The sequence below is a fragment of the Sphingomonas sp. M1-B02 genome, from assembly GCF_026167525.1.
Lineage (GTDB): Bacteria > Pseudomonadota > Alphaproteobacteria > Sphingomonadales > Sphingomonadaceae > Sphingomonas.
On the sequence record NZ_CP110679.1, the window covers coordinates 441,689 to 461,219 of the forward strand.

Annotated in this window: 17 protein-coding genes; 16 read left to right on the top strand and 1 reads right to left on the bottom strand. The window is 63.9% G+C overall.

Annotated features, from left to right (window positions below):
* Positions 1 to 38: 38 nt before the first annotated feature.
* Positions 39 to 233, bottom strand: a complete 195-nt coding sequence (locus OKW87_RS02200) for a hypothetical protein (RefSeq protein WP_265541950.1) — start codon at positions 231 to 233, stop codon at positions 39 to 41.
* Positions 234 to 575: 342 nt separating this feature from the next.
* Between OKW87_RS02200 and OKW87_RS02205 the strand changes: the two genes are divergently transcribed.
* The 16 genes from OKW87_RS02205 (at position 576) to nirD (ending at position 19,530) form a co-directional block, all read left to right on the top strand.
* Complete coding sequence (locus OKW87_RS02205; RefSeq protein ID WP_265541952.1) at positions 576 to 1,496, top strand: hypothetical protein; 921 nt, start codon at positions 576 to 578, stop codon at positions 1,494 to 1,496.
* A 311-nt stretch (positions 1,497 to 1,807) separates the two neighbouring features.
* Complete coding sequence (locus OKW87_RS02210; RefSeq protein WP_265541953.1) at positions 1,808 to 2,134, top strand: hypothetical protein; 327 nt, start codon at positions 1,808 to 1,810, stop codon at positions 2,132 to 2,134.
* The gene (locus tag OKW87_RS02215; RefSeq protein ID WP_265541955.1) at positions 2,131 to 2,511 is read left to right on the top strand and encodes a hypothetical protein; all 381 of its coding nucleotides are present in this window, start codon (positions 2,131 to 2,133) and stop codon (positions 2,509 to 2,511) included. Before OKW87_RS02210 ends, OKW87_RS02215 begins: the two co-directional genes overlap by 4 nt.
* Complete coding sequence (locus tag OKW87_RS02220; RefSeq protein ID WP_265541956.1) at positions 2,508 to 3,290, top strand: hypothetical protein; 783 nt, start codon at positions 2,508 to 2,510, stop codon at positions 3,288 to 3,290. The genes OKW87_RS02215 and OKW87_RS02220 overlap by 4 nt, the downstream gene beginning before the upstream one ends.
* Positions 3,291 to 3,571: 281 nt before the next feature.
* Positions 3,572 to 3,961, top strand: coding sequence for a response regulator transcription factor (locus OKW87_RS02225; RefSeq protein ID WP_265541958.1), 390 nt, complete (start codon positions 3,572 to 3,574; stop codon positions 3,959 to 3,961).
* Positions 3,962 to 4,016: 55 nt separating this feature from the next.
* A complete protein-coding gene (locus tag OKW87_RS02230; protein ID WP_265541960.1) occupies positions 4,017 to 4,388 on the top strand; it encodes a response regulator transcription factor in 372 nt (123 codons plus the stop codon).
* Between the two features lie 133 nt (positions 4,389 to 4,521).
* A complete protein-coding gene (locus OKW87_RS02235; RefSeq protein WP_265541962.1) occupies positions 4,522 to 8,652 on the top strand; it encodes a PAS domain S-box protein in 4,131 nt (1,376 codons plus the stop codon).
* A gap of 545 nt (positions 8,653 to 9,197) precedes the next feature.
* A complete protein-coding gene (locus OKW87_RS02240) occupies positions 9,198 to 10,487 on the top strand; it encodes a site-specific DNA-methyltransferase (RefSeq protein WP_265541964.1) in 1,290 nt (429 codons plus the stop codon).
* A gap of 2 nt (positions 10,488 to 10,489) precedes the next feature.
* Positions 10,490 to 11,047 carry a DUF5681 domain-containing protein gene (locus OKW87_RS02245; RefSeq protein ID WP_265541966.1) on the top strand — a complete coding sequence of 186 codons (558 nt, stop codon included), beginning with the start codon at positions 10,490 to 10,492 and terminating at the stop codon, positions 11,045 to 11,047.
* Complete coding sequence (locus OKW87_RS02250) at positions 11,044 to 11,619, top strand: DUF5681 domain-containing protein (protein WP_265541968.1); 576 nt, start codon at positions 11,044 to 11,046, stop codon at positions 11,617 to 11,619. The genes OKW87_RS02245 and OKW87_RS02250 overlap by 4 nt, the downstream gene beginning before the upstream one ends.
* Positions 11,620 to 11,919: 300 nt before the next feature.
* On the top strand, positions 11,920 to 12,501 hold the full coding sequence (locus OKW87_RS02255) for an ANTAR domain-containing response regulator (RefSeq protein WP_265541970.1): 582 nt from the start codon (positions 11,920 to 11,922) through the stop codon (positions 12,499 to 12,501).
* Positions 12,498 to 13,715: a CmpA/NrtA family ABC transporter substrate-binding protein gene (locus OKW87_RS02260; protein WP_265541971.1), complete on the top strand. Its 1,218-nt coding sequence runs from the start codon at positions 12,498 to 12,500 to the stop codon at positions 13,713 to 13,715. Before OKW87_RS02255 ends, OKW87_RS02260 begins: the two co-directional genes overlap by 4 nt.
* 219 nt (positions 13,716 to 13,934) lie before the next feature.
* Positions 13,935 to 15,197: a nitrate/nitrite transporter gene (locus OKW87_RS02265; RefSeq protein ID WP_265543956.1), complete on the top strand. Its 1,263-nt coding sequence runs from the start codon at positions 13,935 to 13,937 to the stop codon at positions 15,195 to 15,197.
* A 53-nt stretch (positions 15,198 to 15,250) separates the two neighbouring features.
* Positions 15,251 to 16,456: an alginate export family protein gene (locus tag OKW87_RS02270; RefSeq protein ID WP_265541973.1), complete on the top strand. Its 1,206-nt coding sequence runs from the start codon at positions 15,251 to 15,253 to the stop codon at positions 16,454 to 16,456.
* Between the two features lie 237 nt (positions 16,457 to 16,693).
* Entirely contained in the window at positions 16,694 to 19,195 is a 2,502-nt protein-coding gene (gene nirB / locus OKW87_RS02275; protein ID WP_265541974.1) for a nitrite reductase large subunit NirB, read from the top strand.
* Positions 19,192 to 19,530, top strand: coding sequence for a nitrite reductase small subunit NirD (nirD, locus tag OKW87_RS02280; protein WP_265541976.1), 339 nt, complete (start codon positions 19,192 to 19,194; stop codon positions 19,528 to 19,530). The genes nirB and nirD overlap by 4 nt, the downstream gene beginning before the upstream one ends.
* The last annotated feature ends 1 nt before the right edge of the window (position 19,531 follow it).

Genomic DNA, 19,531 nt, shown 5'->3' on the forward strand with positions numbered 1-19,531 from the left:
CGGATCGGAACCTATATCGGCATCCTCGCCGCCAGCCGTCAGGATGGTGGAAGGTGGTCCGGGGCGCTCTTCCCGGCATCGAGATCGCGAGCGACGTTTCGCTCCTCCTGTCCGTCCAAGGGATGGCGATTGCGACGCTTGCGAAGGAAAAACGCAAAGCCAATGGCAACCACAATCACGACGATCACAAGTGTCATCAAGTTGAGGGAGGAAAGAAAGTCGGTGGAAGACATAAGCTTGGCCTTTTATCTACCCCGCACGCCCCCAACGACTAGGCGACATCAGGGGTTCCACCGACCTGCCACCGCCGCATCCTCGCCCCAATGCCGGTAGCCCCGAACAGCGGCGAAGGTGAATTCCGACAACAGGTAGGCGAGCAGGGCGTTCAATGCCGTCAGTGAAGCGGTCGGCGGGGCAGGGTAGGGCAGCTATCCGCCACAAACGTTGCCGATCCGGGTGCCGACGCCTGCCCCCGAAAGCGGGCACTTGATAGCAGGGACGCGACGTAAGCGTTTTGACTTAGGCAGGACTTGCTTTACTGTATTCGTGGCAGGAAGAACGAGGCGGGACGATCGATGCCGACTGATCTATTGGTTCGGTATGAAGCAGCTAGCCCGACGATCAGTCTTTTCATTACTGGCTATCACGTCATCCGCGCGGGCCGCGTTCCCGCTGGTGGGCACGGCGACTGGCTGCTTCCCGGCAACCCCTATATTCGCGTCACGCTCGACGGCGGAGGGTCGAGAATCATAACCCGTCGGAATCATTACCGCGAAATGCCGCGGGCGACGGTCGCGGGAGCCAGCAGTTTCGCAACTAAGCTGTCAATTGACGCAGGTGCCAGTGTCGGCATCGGTATCAGCCCGATCGGCTGGTCTCGGCTTTTCGACGTTGCCGCCGAGGACGTCGCCGACCGCGTCGTACCGCTTGGCGCGCTTTTGGGAGCTGCGCACTCCGACCGACTCGTGGCACTCCTCGATTCGGTAGATCTGTCGCATCCGATAGCACCCATGCTTGATGCCTTCTTTGAAGGTGCGATCGGTCCCGCCAACCGAGACGAAGGATTGCTTCGCGATCTGGTGGGGGTCGTCATCGACGAACGCGTCGGGGACATCGAAACGGCTCGATCCGTATTACGGCTGGAGCCGGCGAGGTTGCGCCGGCTGTCGAGACGGCACTTTGGCTTTTCGCCTAAACTATTGCTGAGGCGCAGCCGCTTTCTGAGATCGCTGCTGAGCGTACTGGATGATGAGAAGAAGCCCGGTTACGCTGGGATTTCGGAGCAATATACCGACGTTTCGCACTTTATTCGTGATTCACATGCTTTCCTGGGGATGACGCCGCACCAGTTCGCTATGCTAAGAAAGCCGGTGTTTACTGCCGGTCTTAGCGAACGCAGTAAGGTGCTGGGCGCGGCTGCGCAGGGCCTGCACGCGATAGATCCGCTGCCAGCGAAGCCGGTCACGTCATTGTTGACCGGTGCACGCTCGTATTAGTCTCGCCATGCAAATCGCGAGCTGGACCGGGGCGCGATACCGGCCGCGGGGCGCGTGGCAAGCCCGATGCGGTGGCGCACCGCGGCATCGCTCTTGGTCAGCATAGCTAGTTGGGTCACGACGGGCTCTAATCTGGTGCATGGCAACTCACCGTATGGCGCATGTATTCGCCATCGCTTAGCGGTCAAAGGTCGCGCGCGCCTGCCCCGCGACTGAAGCGCCTGGCCGAAATATCCAATACTTGCGGCTGGCTCTTTCTAGGATCGCGAGGATCGGCGGACGCCCGCCCACCGAAGCGAAAGGAAATGCTCATGTTCGCGATCAACGTACGCCTGGCAGGGATCGCAGCCGCGGGGTTTGCCGCCTGCGTCGCTACGCCAGCCAGCGCCGGAACCGGATGCAATGGCGTGGTAAACATCTTTCTTTGGGGCTGCGCGCCCTGGGACAATAATAATGGCCCCCAATATCCCTATTATCGAAAGAAGGTGATAACCCTGCCGCGCCAAGGCACGCAGATCGTTACCAAGAACGGCGTCCAGATGGCGCTGCGCAACGGCACCTATTACCCGCTGATCGGTACCGACGGCGCATCGATGATCGGCAATGATGCCGGCAGCTTCCGGGTGTGGACACAATGAGCCGGGTCCCGCTTCTGCTCGTCGCATGCGCAGCCGCACTTTGCCCTGCGGGTTCCGCGCTCTCGCAGGAGGCCGAGCGCGTCTTCCAGCCCGGCGAGGTAGTGAAAACCGGCATTGGTCAGACCGTGAAGATCCTGCAATGCCGCCCGGAACGCGTGAGCCGCGAAACCGAATGCGCGTTCGTTCTCTGGAAGAATGGCGGAGCGGCGAGCATCAAGAACTGGATGAACGCTGCTCAGATCGCCGCGGGCGAGGCGCGCGTCAAAGAGGCGGAGGAGCTTGCTGCGCTGAGCGACGCTCCCCCCGCACCAGCAAGCGCACCTGCGCCCGGGGCGGAGGCACTTCCGCCTGCCACCGATCCGGGAGCACCACAATGATCCGCGCAACCATGGCGGCGGTGCCGCTGGTCGCGGTATCCCTTGCCGGGGTGCCGTCCGCTTATGCCCAATCAGGGCTGGTCTATCTGCCGGTGGGCGCAATCCTGGAAACGGGAATCGGCCAGACCCTTAAAGTTCTCAAGTCGGTGAAGCACCCGCAATATGATTGGACGCTGTGCGACATCGTCGAGTGGAAGAATGGCGGGGCGGCGAGCAACGTTTCCACCACCGATTGCGGCGACCTGCTCAAGGCAGTCAACAGAGTCCGCGACGCCAAGGGCCTGCCATGGCTGACCGCCGCGCAGATCCGCGTCGGGCCGCAAGCGGCGGGCGCCGCGGCACCTGCCGCCGCCGCTGCGGCACCGGCAGCGGCAGGGCTGACCGGGCCCTGCGGGCGCACCGCCTACACCGGGCCGGTTTCGGGCGCGACGCCGGCCTCGGCCGCCTTGTTCAAGCGCCGGATCGCCGATCTCTACACGATGCAGACTCGCGCGCCTTATTGGTATGGCGTGACGTTCGAAGCGTTCCAGGTGGGCACTCCGATCCGCAACACCGTCGGCAACCAGCCCGGCTATGGCGCGGTGCGCGTCAACAGCGGCGCGCCGGTGAACGCGGTGATGTACCCGGTCTCCAGCACTTATGTGGTGTGCGAGCAATCGCCCGGGCAGGCTGAGCGTCGCCGGATCGTCAATTCGCATTATTGTTTCGTCGGCGCGGCCAACGAGTGGATCTGTGCCGGCGGCGGAGGACCGCCGCAGCGGATCACCCCGTTGCGCTGATCCGGTTCGTGGCTGTGGAGGCCCTGTAGCCGGGCGCCATTAAGGCATCCCCGCACCTCTGCAGAGCGCCGCAAGATCGTCCCCGCCCAGGCGGGCATTCACATTCCCTGGGTGGTCGGAGTCGAATCCTGGTGCTGGCGGGCAGGGCCGTCCTGCCTGGCGATCGAGCTTTCGCTCTGCGCAGGCGGCTCCGCACTTATACCTAAGCTGCGCCGAGAATGCGTCGAAGTCAGTGACTTGGCGTGCATTCTGTGTAGGAATCGGTCTCCGGAGACTGAGACATGGCGCGTATCATATATGTAGAGGACGACGCTCTGATGGGCGATATCGTCAAAGATATCCTCACGCAGGCGGGCCACCTGATCGGCGTGATTGGCCACGGCACGCTCGCGTTCGAGACGGTCGCCTTCAAGAAGCCCGAACTGGTCATCCTCGATTGCGGCGTACCCGGAATGGATGGCGTCCAGATTTTGGAGCAGATGCGCCGGATTCCTGCGATCTACCTGACTCCCGTGCTGATGCTCACGGCGCGTAGCAGCCGGGCGGATATCGAGCGGGCGATGGCGGCGGGCGCTAACGACTATCTAGTCAAGCCCTTCGCCCCCGAGGAGCTGGTTCGGCGGGTCGCCGCCATGCTGAGCGAAAATGACTGGCGCAGGAAGAAGATCTGAAGCGGGGCGGGTTCTGCACGAACCGTCGGCGGCGCGGTTATTCCAAGGAAGTTACATGGCCTATATCATCATTGCCGACGACGACGAACTGGTGCGCGAAGTCGTTCGAGAGGCACTTCTGGCCGAGGGACATATCGTCGGTGCGGTCGACAATGGTGGCGACGCCTGGCGCGCGATCGTGGCGAAGCGTCCGGATATGGTCATTCTCGACTGCAACATGCCCGAAGCGAGCGGGATCATCGTGCTGCGGGAAATGCGCAATCGCATGGAATTCGCGGCCACCCCAGTCCTCATCCTGACCGGTCGGCGCAGCCAAAGCGACGTCGATCTGGCGATGTATGAAGGTGCGACGGCCTATATGAAGAAGCCGTTCGACCCCGACCAACTGGTTTTCCGCGTCGAGGAACTGCTGCTCGGAAGGACCTAGCCTCCGGGCGACCCCGAAGTGCGTCTTCACCGTCTGTTATTGGCTGCGCGCCATGGGTGTGGGCGAAGGGAGATGGACGCTGGACCATCCATCGACGCGCCCACTCGCGCGGAAGCATTTCGACCTTATCCTTGTGCTGCTGGGGGCAGCAATCTCCGGCCTGCTCTGTTTCGAGCTGGACGTGTTCGAACTGCTCGTCGCCTTTGCCGAACGACATGAAGCCTGGCTGATCGACGAGGCGATCACCGTTCTGCTTATCTTCGGGACCGGATCGCTCATACTGTTTGCCAGACGATCCACCGAACTGCGTCGCGAAGCATTGCTGCGGCATGCGGCGGAGCAGGCGACTGCCGAGCTTACGCGCCAGATCCTGGCAGACGGCGTGGCCGAGCGCCGTTTCCTCGAGGAAGCGGTGCGAGCCAACGAACAACGGCTCCAGAGCATCCTGGCCACCGCGCATCAGGCGATCGTCACGATCGATCGGGATGGCACGATCAGCGGTTGGAACCGCCATGCCGAGCTGACCTTCGGCTGGAATGCCGACGAAGTGATCGGGCAACGCATGTCCGAGATCATCGTCCCGCCCGAATTGCGCGCCGGACACGACGCGGGTCTGGCCCGCTTCATGGCGAGCCGCAGCGCGCGATTGATCGGGAGCCGCATCGAACTCACGGCGATCCGCCGCAACGGTGACGTCTTTCCGATCGAGCTGGCCCTGAGCGCCACCAATATCGGCGAAGATTGGCAGTTTACCGCGCTGATCCAGGATATTTCGGAGCGGCTTGCGAAAATCGAGCTGTTCGAGAATGCGTTCGACCATGCCCCCACCGGCATGGCGCTGGTGGCGCTCGACGGCCGTCTGATGAAGGTGAATTCGGCGTTTTGCGACCTGATCGGCTTCGAGCGCGAAGCGGCGCTGACGCTCGATTTCCAGACGATCACGCATCCCGACGATCTGGCCGGCGACGAACTGTTGCTCCGGCGCCTGATCGCCGGGGAGATCCCCTCGTACCAATTGGAAAAGCGATATATCCGCAAGAGCGGTCGCGTCGTCTGGGTGCGGCTGTCGGTCTCGCTGGTGCTCGGGAATGACGGCACCCCCAAACATCTGATCGCCCAGGTTCAGGATCTGTCGGCCGAACGCGAGTCCGAGGACCGCTATCGGCTGTTGGCGGAGAGCGCCAGCGACATGGTGGGGCTTTATTCGATCGAAGGGCGCTGCCTCTATATGTCGCCGTCGAGCGAGAAGATCCTCGGTTATGCTCCGGACGCGGTGGTGGGCAAATCTGTCTTCGAGTTCATGCCACCCGAGGAGCGCGATCCGATGAGACGCGCGACGGTGCGGCTAATTGCAGCGCCGCCGGGTTCGACGGTCAGGCATCTGACACGCTTGCGCCACGGGAACGGCGATCTCATCCATATCGAGTTCGCCGCCCGCGTCGTTGCGAGCGAAGACGGCACCCCGCAGATCGTCTCGGCCTGCCGCGACGTGACCATCCGCATGGAGGCGCAGCGCGCACTGCAGGAACGGTCCGAAGAACTGGTCCGCGCCCATGCCGCGGCGGAACGGTCGGCTGCTGCGGTCCGGGAGGCAGAAGTACTGTTCAAAGGGATATTCGACAGCTCTTCCGACATCAACATCGTCTACGCCGTCGACGGCAACAGCTTCTCGTTGATCACGATGAACGAGGTGGCGGAGCGCTCGCTTGGAATCCCGGTTGCCGCGGGGCGCGGGAAGGGGCTCGGCGACCTGTTTCCGCCCGAGCGCGCGAAGCGGATGCAGCGCGATCTGGAAGCGGCGATCGTTTCGGGAGAAGGGCAGCATACGATCGAGCAAGGCACTCACGCCGGGCACGATGCGATCTTCGATATTCGCCTGGTCCCGCTGCGCAACGATCTCGGCGCGGTGCATCGCGTCTTCGTGAGCAAGCGCGACATCAGCGAACTCAAGCGCGCCGAGCGGGAGGCGTTGAAGGCGAACGTGCTGATGCAGGCCGCGGAGAAGATCGGGCATATGGGCTATTCCTCCCTGGACCTGATCACGCAGGAGATGACCTGGTCCGACGAGATCTGGACGATCTTTGATCTCGATCGGGAGCATGACACACCCAGCTTCGACAAGTTGATCGCCCGCCGCCATCCGGAGGACCGCGAGCACGCGGCGGAGGCATTGGCAAATGCCCTCGCCAGCGGCGCGACCGACTATCAGAACAGCTATCGCCTCCTGCTGCCGAACGGCGAAATCCGGCACATCCTCGCACGCGGGACGATCCAGCGCGACGCCGGCGTCGCGGTCAGCGCATTCGGCGTGCTGCTCGATATTTCCGAATTGAAGCGCGCCGAACAACAAGCGCGCGAGAGCGACCAGCGGTACAGGCTGATGGCGGAGAATTCGACCGACGTCATCGTGACGAGCGACCTTGCCGGTCGCACGACCTTCGTCTCGCCGTCATCGGTGACCGTCATCGGATATGGCAGCGAAGAGCGTATGGGCGAGCAGGCGGCCACCATCGCCCACCCCGAAGACCTTCCAGGATTGCGCGCCGCGTTCCGGGCGTTGCGCAATGGCGAAGCCGGAAAATGCGTCCGCTGGCGCGCGTGGCACAAGATCGAGGAGCGATGGGTATGGCTGGAGTCGAGCCCTGCCTTGATGCGCGACGGAGAGACGCAAGCGGTCACCGGCTATCTCGACGTCATTCGCGACGTGACCGCCCAGAAGGAACAGGAAGATGCGCTGGCGGCGGCCAAGCTCGCCGCCGAGGACGCGATGCATTCGAAAGAGCATTTCCTTGCGAATATGAGCCACGAGCTGCGCACCCCGCTCAACAGCATCATCGGCTTTTCGCGCCTGCTCAACGAGAGCATCGGGCTTGCCCCCGAGGTTCAGCGCCGGGTCCGCATGGTGCAAAGTGCAGGTATCGCGCTGCACGGGGTGATCGACAATGTGCTCGATTACTCGAAGCTCGAGGCGGACAAGCTCTCGCTCCACTGCAACCCGTTCGACGTGGATGTCTTTTTCACCACCGTCGTTTCCTTGCTGGAGCCGCAGGCCGCCCTGCGGGATGTGAGCCTGCGGGTGGAAATCGATCCCGCTTTGCCCACCAGGCTCGTCGGCGATTCCGGCCGGCTCCGCCAGATACTCCTAAATCTTCTTTCGAACGCGGTGAAGTTTACCTGCGACGGCACCGTCACGACCAGGGTCAGGCTGCTCGATCGCGTCGAGAGCGACGCCCGGATGCGGATCGAGATCGTCGATACCGGCAGCGGAATTGCGCAAGACAAGCTCGCGAACCTCTTCAACCGATTCGTCCAGGCGAATGCATCGGTCGCCCGCCATTATGGGGGCACCGGGCTCGGCCTGGCCATTTCGCGGCAGCTCGTGACCCTGATGGGCGGCGAGATCGGCGTGGCCAGCGAACTGGGCGCCGGCTCCACCTTCTGGTTCGAAGTGACGCTCCCCATTGCCGACGTGCAGGAATGCAACGAGCATGAGGTCTCCGGTACGGAGAGCTTGTCCCTCGAAGGCAAGCGGGTCCTCGTGGTAGACGATGTCGATCTGAACCGCGAGTTGATGACTGCCATTCTGTCCAAATATGGCTGCGCCGTCGAACTGGCGGAGGACGGAGTCGGGGCGATTGCGGCCTTGAAGGCACAACGCTTTGACCTCATCCTGATGGATTGCCACATGCCGGTCATGGACGGATTCGAGGCGACTCGCACGATCCGGGCGCAAGCGGGTCGCGCCGCGACCGTGCCCATTGTCGCCCTGACGGCAAGCGCCCAGCCGGAGCATCTCGCGCGATGCCTGCAGGCCGGGATGAACGACCATCTGACTAAGCCGCTGGAGCCCCACGCGCTCGATCTGGTGCTCCGTCGCTATCTAGCCGCCACTCCTGCGGGCGGCGACGTCCTGCACGCTGCCGCCGTCGCGCTGGATAGCGACCACCCGCCTCAAGCTGCGCCCGTCGCAGGGTCGTTGCGTGCTCGCTATGAAGCACGGCGAAGGGAAATGCTCCAGGCCTTGGGCGAGATGATCCGCAGCGGGCGATTCACCGATGAAGAGGTGAGCGTTGTAAACGTGATGGCCCATAATCTCGCGGGCACCGCTGCCATGTTCGGTGAAGCCGAGCTCGGCGACGCGGCTGCGGCGCTCGACCAAGGTCTCGCACAATGGGCTCCTGACGAGCGTCGCGGCCGCACTCGCGAGTCTTACGAAACAATGCGACGAATCACGAGCATCTCAGCTCAGAGAGGCGGCGGCTAGCCGCGCGTCCGAAACGAGCGAGCCGAACAGAGCGGCCGCGATATCCTCCTGCTCCTGCCAGCCCATAGCAGAAGCAATTCCTCCCAACGATTTGTTGGCGCGCGAGGCAGTCACGCGCGAACCAGTCTCCGCCTGATAATCCCTGTTTTGCGCGAATTAACAGGGAAAATAGTCAAATGCGGCCTGAAAACAGGCGTCTATCGCGAAGGCCACGGCCGGAGGCGTCTCTAAATGCTGGAAGTCTCAGGCTTTTTTGGCCGGCGTTGAGCCATCCTGTTATTTACGAATCAGGGAAACTGAACGTCCGTAACAGGGATCCTATTTTACCGTATCAGGCGCCTAACCCTCCATAACAGGTAATCTGGCCGCGCGTTGAAACTGGCTCTTTCCGCACGAGGCAAAAGGGCTGCGACGCCGGCGAAGCGCCGCCCAATGCCACACCCGGAGGTCGCATTCCGTCGCAGGTTTTCATGCAGCTCACCCCTATTTCGGCGATGCGGGTGTGCTCTTTTCGTTCCATGTCTGATCTGCTATGTTCTGCCCCTATGGCAAGCACTACCGCTCGCGCCGCTGAACACATCGGCCGCCCGCTCGCGATACTCTATCGCGCCCCTGAGTCACTCGTGCCGGATCCACGCAATGCGCGTACGCATCCAAAGCGACAGATCGAGCAGATCGTAGCATCGATCAGGGAGTTCGGGTTCGCCAATCCGATCCTGGTGGATGAGCACGGCAAACTTATCGCCGGACACGGTCGATTGCTCGCGGCCAAGGAAATGGCGTTGGGCGAGGTGCCGACCATTGAGCTCGCCGGTCTTAGCGAGCCGCAGAAGCGCGCATTACGGCTTGCAGACAACAAGATTGCCCTCGGGGCCGGTTGGGATCTCGAGGTTCTGAAACTCGAGCTCGGCGAACTGGCCGTGCCCGACATGAATATTGACCTGACGCTGACCGGGTTCTCAACCGGCGAGATCGACGTCATGCTGAACGGCAGGGTCGATCCAGAAGAGGAGATCATTCCTGCGGTGCGAGTGGCTCCGCGCACGCGTCACGGGGACATTTGGTTGCTTGGCGAGCACCAGGTGGGATGCGGCGATGGACGCAACTTGGCCTTCCTTCGCGAGATCGTTGGCAGTGACCCGATTGATGCGGCGTTTCTAGATCCCCCGTATAACGTGAAGATCAACGGACATGCGAATGCCAAAGGCCGGCACCGCGAATTCGCAATGGCTTCGGGCGAGATGACCCAGGGGGCGTTCCGAACGTTTCTCGCCGAGACCTTGACTGCCTGCGCCGAGGTGTCGCGCAACGGTGCCGTCCACTTCGTATGCATGGACTGGCGGCACATGGACGATGTGTCAGCAGTGGCTGCCAGCATATACGGCGACCGACTGAATATGTGCGTGTGGAATAAGAGCAATGCCGGAATGGGATCGCTGTACCGTTCGCGTCACGAGCTCATATTTGTCTACCGCGTCGGCGAGGCTGCGCATTTTAACGCAGTTGAACTCGGACGCCACGGCCGCAACCGCACCAATGTGTGGGACTATCCCTCCGTCAACTCCTTCTCCGGCAGCAGGCGCGCCGACCTTGGGCTCCATCCAACGGTCAAGCCGGTCGCCATGGTTGCCGATGCGATCTGCGACGTAACTAGGCGCGGTGACCTGGTGCTCGACATCTTTCTCGGATCAGGCACGAGCCTGATCGCCGCTGAGCGTGTCGGGCGTCGGTTCCGCGGTGTCGACATTGATCCAGCTTATGTCGATGTGGCGATTGACCGCTGGGTCGGGATGACGGGTGGCACGCCGACGCTCATTTCGAGTGAGGGGCGCTGAGCATGGCGCGCGTGCTGCCCCCTGAACATGGTCGATTTCAAAAGGGGCAGAGCGGTAATCCGAAGGGGCGTCCGCGCAAACAGCCTATCACCTCTCCTGGTTCTGCCTTCGATATCGTCATCGACCGCACCCTAACCGTGATGCAAGCAGGCGTACCGCGCCAAATGACCATCGACGAAGCGCTCGAGCAGAGAACCTACCAGGCCGCGATCGGCGGTGATCGTGCTGCACAGCGGGAGATTTACCGCATGATCGCGCGGCACGAGAAGGTGGGTCGCGCCAAAAACTCGGTTCGGCGTAAGCCCGTCGAAGTGCTTCACGAGTTTCCAGATTCCGGTAGCATCGAGTCCGCGCTGCAAATTCTCGGGGTTGCCGCTCCAAATTCGTCACGCCGAGACTGGCCAAGTCCCGAGCGACACCTGTTGCTGGAGCCTTGGGCGGTGAAGGCGGCGCTGAGGAGGCGGGGGGCAAGAGTGTTGACCAAGCGCGACCTCGATGAGGTTCGGCGCAGCACGCGCGATGCCGATTCCATCGTTTGGCCAGAGGCGAGCGAGCCATGAGTAACCAGGATGACGGCGGCGATGTCCTACGGAGGGTCGGCTATCGCGAGCCACCGAAGGCCACGCGGTTCCAGAAGGGCCAGAGCGGCAACCCGAAGGGTCGTCCGCGCGGAAGCGGGAGCCGCGCGCCCCATGACGCCGTGCTGCGGCAGAGGGTCACCATTCGGGAGGATGGGGTGGAGCGACGCGTCACCGCCGCCGAGGCTTTCCTGCTGCAAATGGCCAAGCGGGGACTGGACGGCGACAGCGCGGCAGCACGGAGTGCGCTGGCTTCGATCGCAGAAGCGCGCGCCGCACGAGGAGAACTTGGCGGGGAAGAGATACGAGTGATCATCATAAGCCCGGTCACCCCTGGCAGCGTGGAACCTGCCACACGCAAGCTCGGCATATCGAAGAAGCTTGATCCTTATCGCTCCTCCACGCGCGGAGTCCTCGAACCGTGGCTAGTCGAGCTAGCGCTCACTCGACTTGGCGACCGTCGGCTGACGATTCCCGAGCAGCGCGAGGTCCTGCACGCGACCCGAACGCCCAAAAAAATAGAGTGGCCAGCCTGGTGGACGGAACTGCCCTAGGGCTGCTTCGCGCCCTATAGTCAGTCATTCGACGGGCTTGTAGCTGATCCCGAAAGCCGCCATCGGTTGAGGTAGAACTGCTGGACGTACTGGGTGGAAAGCTGCCTGTCCGCTTTCGGGCGATCATGACCCGCAAACGGACGTTCGTTCATCAAGCGATCAGCGACCGCTTTGCGCCCTAACTGCAGTCATTGAGCAACGCTTGGCTCGAACCCAAAAGCCGCCATCCGCCGGATCGCGTCATCCTTGTGGATTTCTCGCACGTGCAGCATAGATCGCCACGGCTGCGAGGGAAAAAATTTGCGCATCGCGATCATCGATGAAAGCGGCCTGCGCGCGACCATCCTTGAGGATGGGCTGCGCGAAGCCGGGTTCGATGATATTGAAGTGGTGCTGGCGCAGGGCGCATTCGTCGCGCGGCTGGAGCGGATGGCTCCGGATGTGGTGCTGATGAACCTCGGCAATCCAAGTCGTGATTCGCTCGAGGAAATGCTCGCGGTAAGCCGGGCGCTTGCGCGCCCGATCGCAATGTTCGTCGATCAGTCAGACGATCATATGATCGGCGCAGCGATCGATGCAGGGGTTTCGGCTTATGTCGTGGATGGGCTGCGCAAGGAGCGCGTGAAGCCGATCCTCGACCTTGCCATTCGCCGCTTCCATGCTTTTTCCAAGCTTCAGGCGGAACTCGACGATGCACGCAGCGAACTTGCCGAGCGCAAGACGATCGATCGCGCCAAGGCCATCCTGATGGAGAGCCGCAAGCTGGGGGAGGCCGAAGCCTATGCCTTGCTGCGCAGCACCGCGATGAACCAGGGGCGCAGGATCGCCGACGTTGCCGAGGCATTGATCACCGCGGCCGGACTGCTGGGAGGCACGGGATGACGCCGCTTTCGATCGCTTTCCTCCCGCTTACCGACAGCGCACCGATCCTGGTCGCCGCCGAACTTGGCTTTGCCGAGGCGGAGGGGCTGGCGCTCTCGCTGGTTCGCGACACGAGCTGGGCGACGGTGCGCGATCGGCTGGTCTATGGCCAGGTGCAGGCGGCGCATCTGCTCGCGCCGCTGGCGGTCGCGGTCACGCTCGGTCTCAGCCAGACGCCGTGCGCAGTCGCCGCGCCGTTCAAGCTTAACGATAATGGTAATGCGCTGACGCTGTCTTCGGAATTCGCCGCGGCACTCGATCCCGTGCCGCGCAACCGGATCGACGATCCCGTCGCCACCGCGCATGATTTCGCGGCTGCGATCGGGCTGCATCGGCGCAAGCCGGTGATCGGCATCGTCCACCGCTTTTCCAGCCACGCGCTGATGCTGCGTTACTGGCTGGGATTTGCCGGCGTGGACCCCGATCGCGACGTCACGTTGCGCGTGCTGCCGCCCTCACTGATGACCGAGGCGCTGCGCGCGGGCGAGATTGACGGCTTCATCGCCGGCGAGCCGTGGAGCAGCGTTGCGGTGCACGAAGGGCTGGGCGAAATCGCCGCGGCGGGGGCGACGATCTGGCGGCGCGGGGTCGAAAAGGTTCTGGCGACCCGCGCCGACTGGGCCGAGAGCAATCCCGGAACGCTCGACCGACTGGTCCGCGCGCTCGCCCGATCGGCCGCGTGGTGCGACGATCCGGCCAATCGTGATGCGCTGGCGGAATTGCTCGCGCGACCGCATCATGTCGGCCAGCCCGCAGCGCTGATCGCACAGGCGCTTTCGGGGCGACTGCCGTTGCGACAGGGCAGTGAGCCAATTCAGATCGCCGATTTCTTGGTGTTCCACCGCGGCGCAGCGAACTTCCCCTGGCGCAGCCAGGCCTTGTGGATTTACTCGCAATTCCTGCGCTGGGGAATGACCGGGGCAAGCCCCGCCTCGGAGCGTGCTGCGGCCAATGTATTCCGCTCGGACCTGTACCGGCGGGCGCTTGCCGGGGAGGCGACGCCGATGCCGGGTGCCAGCATGAAGGTGGAGGGGGCGTTGGGCGAGCCGCTGAGCGCGGGCAGCCATCGGGGCAGCTTAACCCTTGCACCGGATCGCTTTTTCGACGGGCGCAGCTTCGATCCGGAGGCGATTTCGGCTTATATAAACGCGCTGGAAGCCGGCCAGAAGCGTTGATTATTTTGCACTTGCGAAGGGCGCGCAATCCGCGCAACCTATAGGGGTCGCCCAGGGACGGGGTGGCGTCACCGGAAGTGCCTGCCAAGGACGGCGGGTGTTTTCATCAGACGACAGCAAAGCCGCTGTCCGATCACCGCTTTCGGGCGGCGGATCGGAGGCGGCTTTTTTCGTGCCTGCGCGGCACCGGGGAGCGCGACGATGAAGATTGCAGACGTTATGCGGGACGGATTCGCTTATGCCGGTGGGGGCGCGGATGTCGATCCGAAGCCCGTGCGGGCGAAATCGGCATTCTGGAGCAGCGGGCACACGCCGACGCTTATCGCGGCATTCCTCTATTTCGACCTGGCCTTCATGGTCTGGGTGCTGCTCGGGCCGCTTGCGCCCGACATTGCCGCCACGTTGCAGCTCAGCGCAGCCGAAAAGGGGTTGATGGTGGCGACGCCGACGCTGGCCGGGGCGATCCTGCGGGTGGTCAACGGGCTGCTGGTCGATCGCATCGGGCCGAAGCGTTCGGGCGCGATCAGCCAGATGATCGTGATCGGCGGGCTGCTTTCGGCCTGGACGCTGGGGGTGAACAGCTTCGGCGGAACGCTGGTGCTGGGCGTCATCCTCGGCTTTGCCGGCGCGAGCTTTGCGATCGCGCTGCCGCTGGCCAGCCGCTGGTATCCGCCCGAGCATCAGGGCAAGGCGATGGGACTGGCGGGCATGGGCAATTCGGGAACGGTGTTCGCCGCCTTGTTCGCCCCGACGCTGGCCAAGATGTTTGGCTGGAACGCGGTTCTGGGCCTGGCGTGCACTCCGCTCTCGATCGTCTTCGTCGCCTATATGCTGCTTGCCAAGGATGCGCCGGGGGCGCCCGCGCCCAAGCGGCTAGTCGCCTATTTCGAACCGCTCAAGCGCGCCGATGCCTGGTGGTTCATGGCTTTCTATGCGGTTACTTTCGGCGGGTTCGTCGGGCTGGCTGCATCGCTCACCATCTATTTCACCGATCGCTTCGGGCTCAGCACGATCACAGCCGGATATTGCACCGCAGGCTGCGTCTTCGCCGGATCGCTGGTGCGACCGATGGGGGGCGCTCTCGCCGATGCGATCGGCGGGGTGAAGACGCTGGGCGCGGTGTTCATCGTGGCTGCGTTCGCACTCGCCGGAGTGAGCGGCGCGGCGACGGTATCGAGTGCCCTGGCGCTGTTCGTGCTCGCTATGTTGGCGTTGGGTGCGGGCAATGGCGCGGTGTTCCAGCTGGTGCCGCAACGCTTTTCAAGCGAGATCGGGGTGATGACCGGGCTGGTCGGCATGGCGGGCGGCGTCGGAGGCTTCTACCTCGCTTCGTCGCTGGGGATCGCGAAGCAGTTGACGGGCAGCTATCAGGCGGGGTTCCTGATCTTCGCCGGGCTCGCACTGGTCGCCTTTGCCGGGCTGGCACTGGTGAAGACGCGGTGGCGGAACAGCTGGGCTGCGGCGGAAGGCGTGCGGATCTGAGCTGAGGCCGGGGCGGAGCCATGCTCCGCCCCGGCCTGATCGGGGGAAATTCGATGAAACTTGCAATAGCAACGGTGGCCCTCGCGGCCACCGCAGGGCCCGCTTGTGCCCAGGCGATTATTTTGAAGCCGCTGATCGAAGCGCGATTGCGCGGCGAGTTGGTGGATCAGGCGGGGCTGGCCGATACAGCCGAGGCGGTGACCATGCGCGTGCGCGCGGGCGTTTCGGCGACCCGCGGCGGGTTTGGCGCGCTGGTGGAGGTGCAGGGAAATCTTGCAGTAGCCGACGCCTATTTCGACGGGCTTGAAGGCCCGGCGACGCGGCCCTTGATCGCCGATCCGCAGAGCATTGCACTCTATCGCGCGCAGATCCACTATCGCGACGAGGCGCTGGCGGTGACGGCGGGCCGGCAGCGGATCGCGCTGGACGACGAACGATTCGTCGGCGCGATCGGCTTTCGCCAGAACGGGCAGACCTTCGACGCGATACGGTTCGAATGGCGCCCGGCGCCGCGGGTCAGAGCCGATCTGAGCTATGCCTGGGCCGTCCGCACCATCTGGGGCATCGACGGCGCCGGGGCTCGTCCCCGGGCGATCTCGGGCGACAATATCTTCGCCACGCTGAGCTATGCGACGCCCGCGGCCACCCTCAGCGGGTTCGCCTATCTGATCGATCAGGACGAGGCCGCGGTGCAGGGATATCGGCTTTCCAGCCAGACCTATGGCGTTCGGCTGGCGGGGGTCCGGTTGATCGGCAAGGCGGCGTCCCTGTCCTATCAGGCGAGCTGGGCGAGCCAGTCGGACTATCGCCGCAATCCGAACCGCTATCGCGCGGCTTATTATCTGCTGGATGCGGGGCTTACCGTGTCCCGGGCCAGGCTGGGCGTGGGATATGAAGTGCTCGGCGCTGCCGAGGGCGCGGCGTTGACATCCTTCCAGACGCCCCTCGCCACCGGGTTCAAGTTCAAAGGCTGGGCCGACAATTTCCTGACCACGCCGCCGGAGGGTATCCACGATCTTTACGGCACGTTCGGATATGGCGCGAAGCGCTTTGGCCCGTTCACGGGCGTGTCGCTGCAGGCGGCCTATCACCGGTTTGACAGCGACCGGCTGGCGCGGCGCTATGGCAGCGAGGTCGACCTGCTCGCGAGCGGAAAGCTGGGCAAATACACCCTCGCGCTGCGCTATGCCCGGTATGACGCGGATCGATTTGCAACCGACACCCGCAAGGCGTGGGTACAACTCGACTGGGCATTTTGACCGCCATGCTGCGGCGCAAAAATAACGCTTGAACCGCGGCGCATGTCTGCGCATCATGCAGACGTCGGGCAATGCTGCCCGGACAGGACATAGCCGCCGCTTCCAGGGACGGGAGACGGGGGTGCATCGACCGGACGCTGCGAGGCTCCGGTCAGGGTGATTGGCAAAGCCGCCATGCGGGCATCTTCTTCGGAAGGTGCTCCGCATGGCGGCTTTTCGCGTTTCGGAGCAAGCGAGATGGAGCTTTCGGGGAACGACTGGAGCGGGGAGGCGGGCGGATCGCCCGACGTGCCGCCGCGGCGCGAACATCTCGTGGTGATCGGCAATGGCATGGCCGGGTGTCGCGCGGTCGAGGAATTGCTCGCGCGCGATCCCGATCGCTACCGCGTGACGATCTTCGGCGCCGAGCCGCATGTGAATTACAACCGGATCATGCTCTCGCCGGTGCTGGCGGGGGAGAAGGCGTTCGAGGACATCATCCTCAACGGTCATGACTGGTATCGCGACCACGGCATCGAACTGGTCACCAGCGATCCGGTCATTTCGATCGATCGCCAGGCCAGGTCGGTGATGGCGGCATCGGGACGCACGGTCAGCTATGACCGGCTGCTCATCGCCACCGGCTCGGACCCCTTCATCATCCCCGTGCCAGGCCACAAGCTCGATGGCGTGATCAGCTTCCGCGACATGGCCGATGTCGATCGCATGCTCGCGGCAGCCGATGTCGGCGGCGATGCGGTGGTGATCGGCGGCGGGCTACTCGGGCTCGAGGCCGCGCATGGGCTGACGCTGCGCGGCATGAAAGTCACCGTGCTCCACATCATGCCGACATTGATGGAACGCCAGCTCGACGAAGCCGCGGGCTGGCTGCTCAAGACCGCGCTGGAGGCGCGCGGGCAGACGATCCTGACCGGCGCCGACACTGACGAGATCCTTGGCGAGACGCATGTCGAGGGCGTCCGGCTCAAGGACGGGACGCTGATCCCGGCAAGCCTGGTGGTGATGGCAGTCGGCATCCGCCCCAATGTGCGGCTGGCGCGCGAGGCCGGGCTGGCGATCGGGCGCGGCGTGCATGTCGATGACCATATGGTGACGTCTGACCCGGCGGTGCTCGCGGTCGGCGAATGCGTCGAGCATGACGGCAATGTCTATGGCCTGGTCGCGCCGCTCTGGGACATGTGCCGAGCGCTTGCCGACGGTCTTGTCGAAAAGCCGAGCGGCTACAGGGGATCGGTAACCTCGACCAAGCTCAAGGTGGCGGGACTCGACGTCTTTTCCGCGGGCGATTTCTCGGGCGGTGACGGCGCCGAGGACATCGTCCTGCGCGACGCCGCGCGCGGGGTGTACAAGCGCGTGGTGGTCAAGGACGACCGCATCGTCGGCGCAGTGCTGTACGGCGACACCGCCGATGGCGGCTGGTATTTCGATTTGCTCAAGCGCCAGGCGGACATTGCCGAGCTGCGCGACGTGCTGATCTTCGGCCAGGCTTTCGCCTCGGGAGGGGGGCAAGCGGACCCTAAGTCGGCCGTTGCGGCGCTCTCGGACACGGCCGAGATTTGCGGCTGCAACGGCGTTTCCAAGGGAATGGTGGTGTCCTGCATCGCCAAGGGCGCGAAGTCGCTCGATGCGGTGCGTGCCGGCTGCAAGGCTTCGGCGAGCTGCGGTTCGTGCACCGGGCTGGTCGAGACGCTGCTCGCACTGACGCTGGGCGACGATGTCGAGGCGGGGCCAAGGACGATGTGCAAATGCACCAGCTTCGGCCATGACGATGTCCGCCGCGAGATCGTGGCGCAAGGCATGCGCTCTACCCCCGAAGTCATGCAGCGGCTCCACTGGTTGACGCCCGATGGCTGCGCGTCGTGCCGGCCCGCGCTCAACTACTATCTGCTGTGTGCGCTGCCCGGTGAATATATCGACGACCAGCAGAGCCGCTTCGTCAACGAGCGGATGCACGCCAACATTCAGAAGGACGGCACCTATTCGGTGGTGCCGCGGATGTGGGGCGGGATCACCAATCCGCGCGAGCTGCGCGCGATTGCCGATGTCGTTGAGAAATATGACGCACCGATGGTCAAGGTCACCGGCGGCCAGCGGCTCGATATCTTCGGCATCCGCAAGGAGGATTTGCCCGCGGTGTGGGCCGATCTCAATGCCGCCGGGATGGTCTCCGGGCATGCTTACGGCAAGTCTCTCCGCACGGTGAAGACCTGTGTCGGCTCCGAATGGTGCCGCTTCGGCACGCAGGATTCGACCGGGCTCGGCGTCAAGATCGAGCGGATGACCTGGGGCAGCTGGATGCCGCACAAGTTCAAGATCGCCGTATCGGGCTGCCCGCGCAATTGCGCCGAGGCGACGATCAAGGATTTCGGCGTGGTCTGCGTCGACAGCGGCTACGAACTGTCGGTCGGCGGCAATGGCGGGATCAAGGTCCGCGCCACCGATTTCCTGTGCAAGGTCGCGACCGAGGCCGAGGCGATGCACTATTGCGCCGCCTTCGTGCAGCTTTACCGCGAGGAAGCCCGCTATCTTGAGCGCACCGCGCCGTGGATCGAGCGGGTCGGCGTCGACTATATAAAGGCGCGGATCGCCGACGATGCCGAGGGCCGCGACGCGCTTGCCGCGCGATTCCTGTTCTCGCAAAGCTTCAGCCAGGAAGACCCCTGGGCCCAGCGCGTCGCCGATGATGCGCGCCAGCACGCGCACATGGCCGAATTTCGCCCCGAAGGAGGAATGGCATGATCGCAGACTGGCTAGATATCGGCTGGCTCGACCAGATCCCGGTGCGCGGTTCGCGGACCGTGCCCGTGGCGGGGGGCGAGGAGATTGCGGTGTTCCGGACCGGCGACAATCAGGTGTTTGCTTTGGTCAATCGCTGCCCGCACAAAGGCGGGCCGCTCAGCCAGGGCATCGTCCATGGCCATAGCGTCGCCTGCCCGCTGCACAATTGGAACATCGCGCTGGCGACGGGGTCGGCGCAGGGCGAGGACAAGGGCTGCACGCCGGTGGTGCCGGTCAAGGTCGTGAGCGGGCGGGTGCTGATCTGCCGCGCCTCGGCGTTGCAGGCGGCGGCATAGG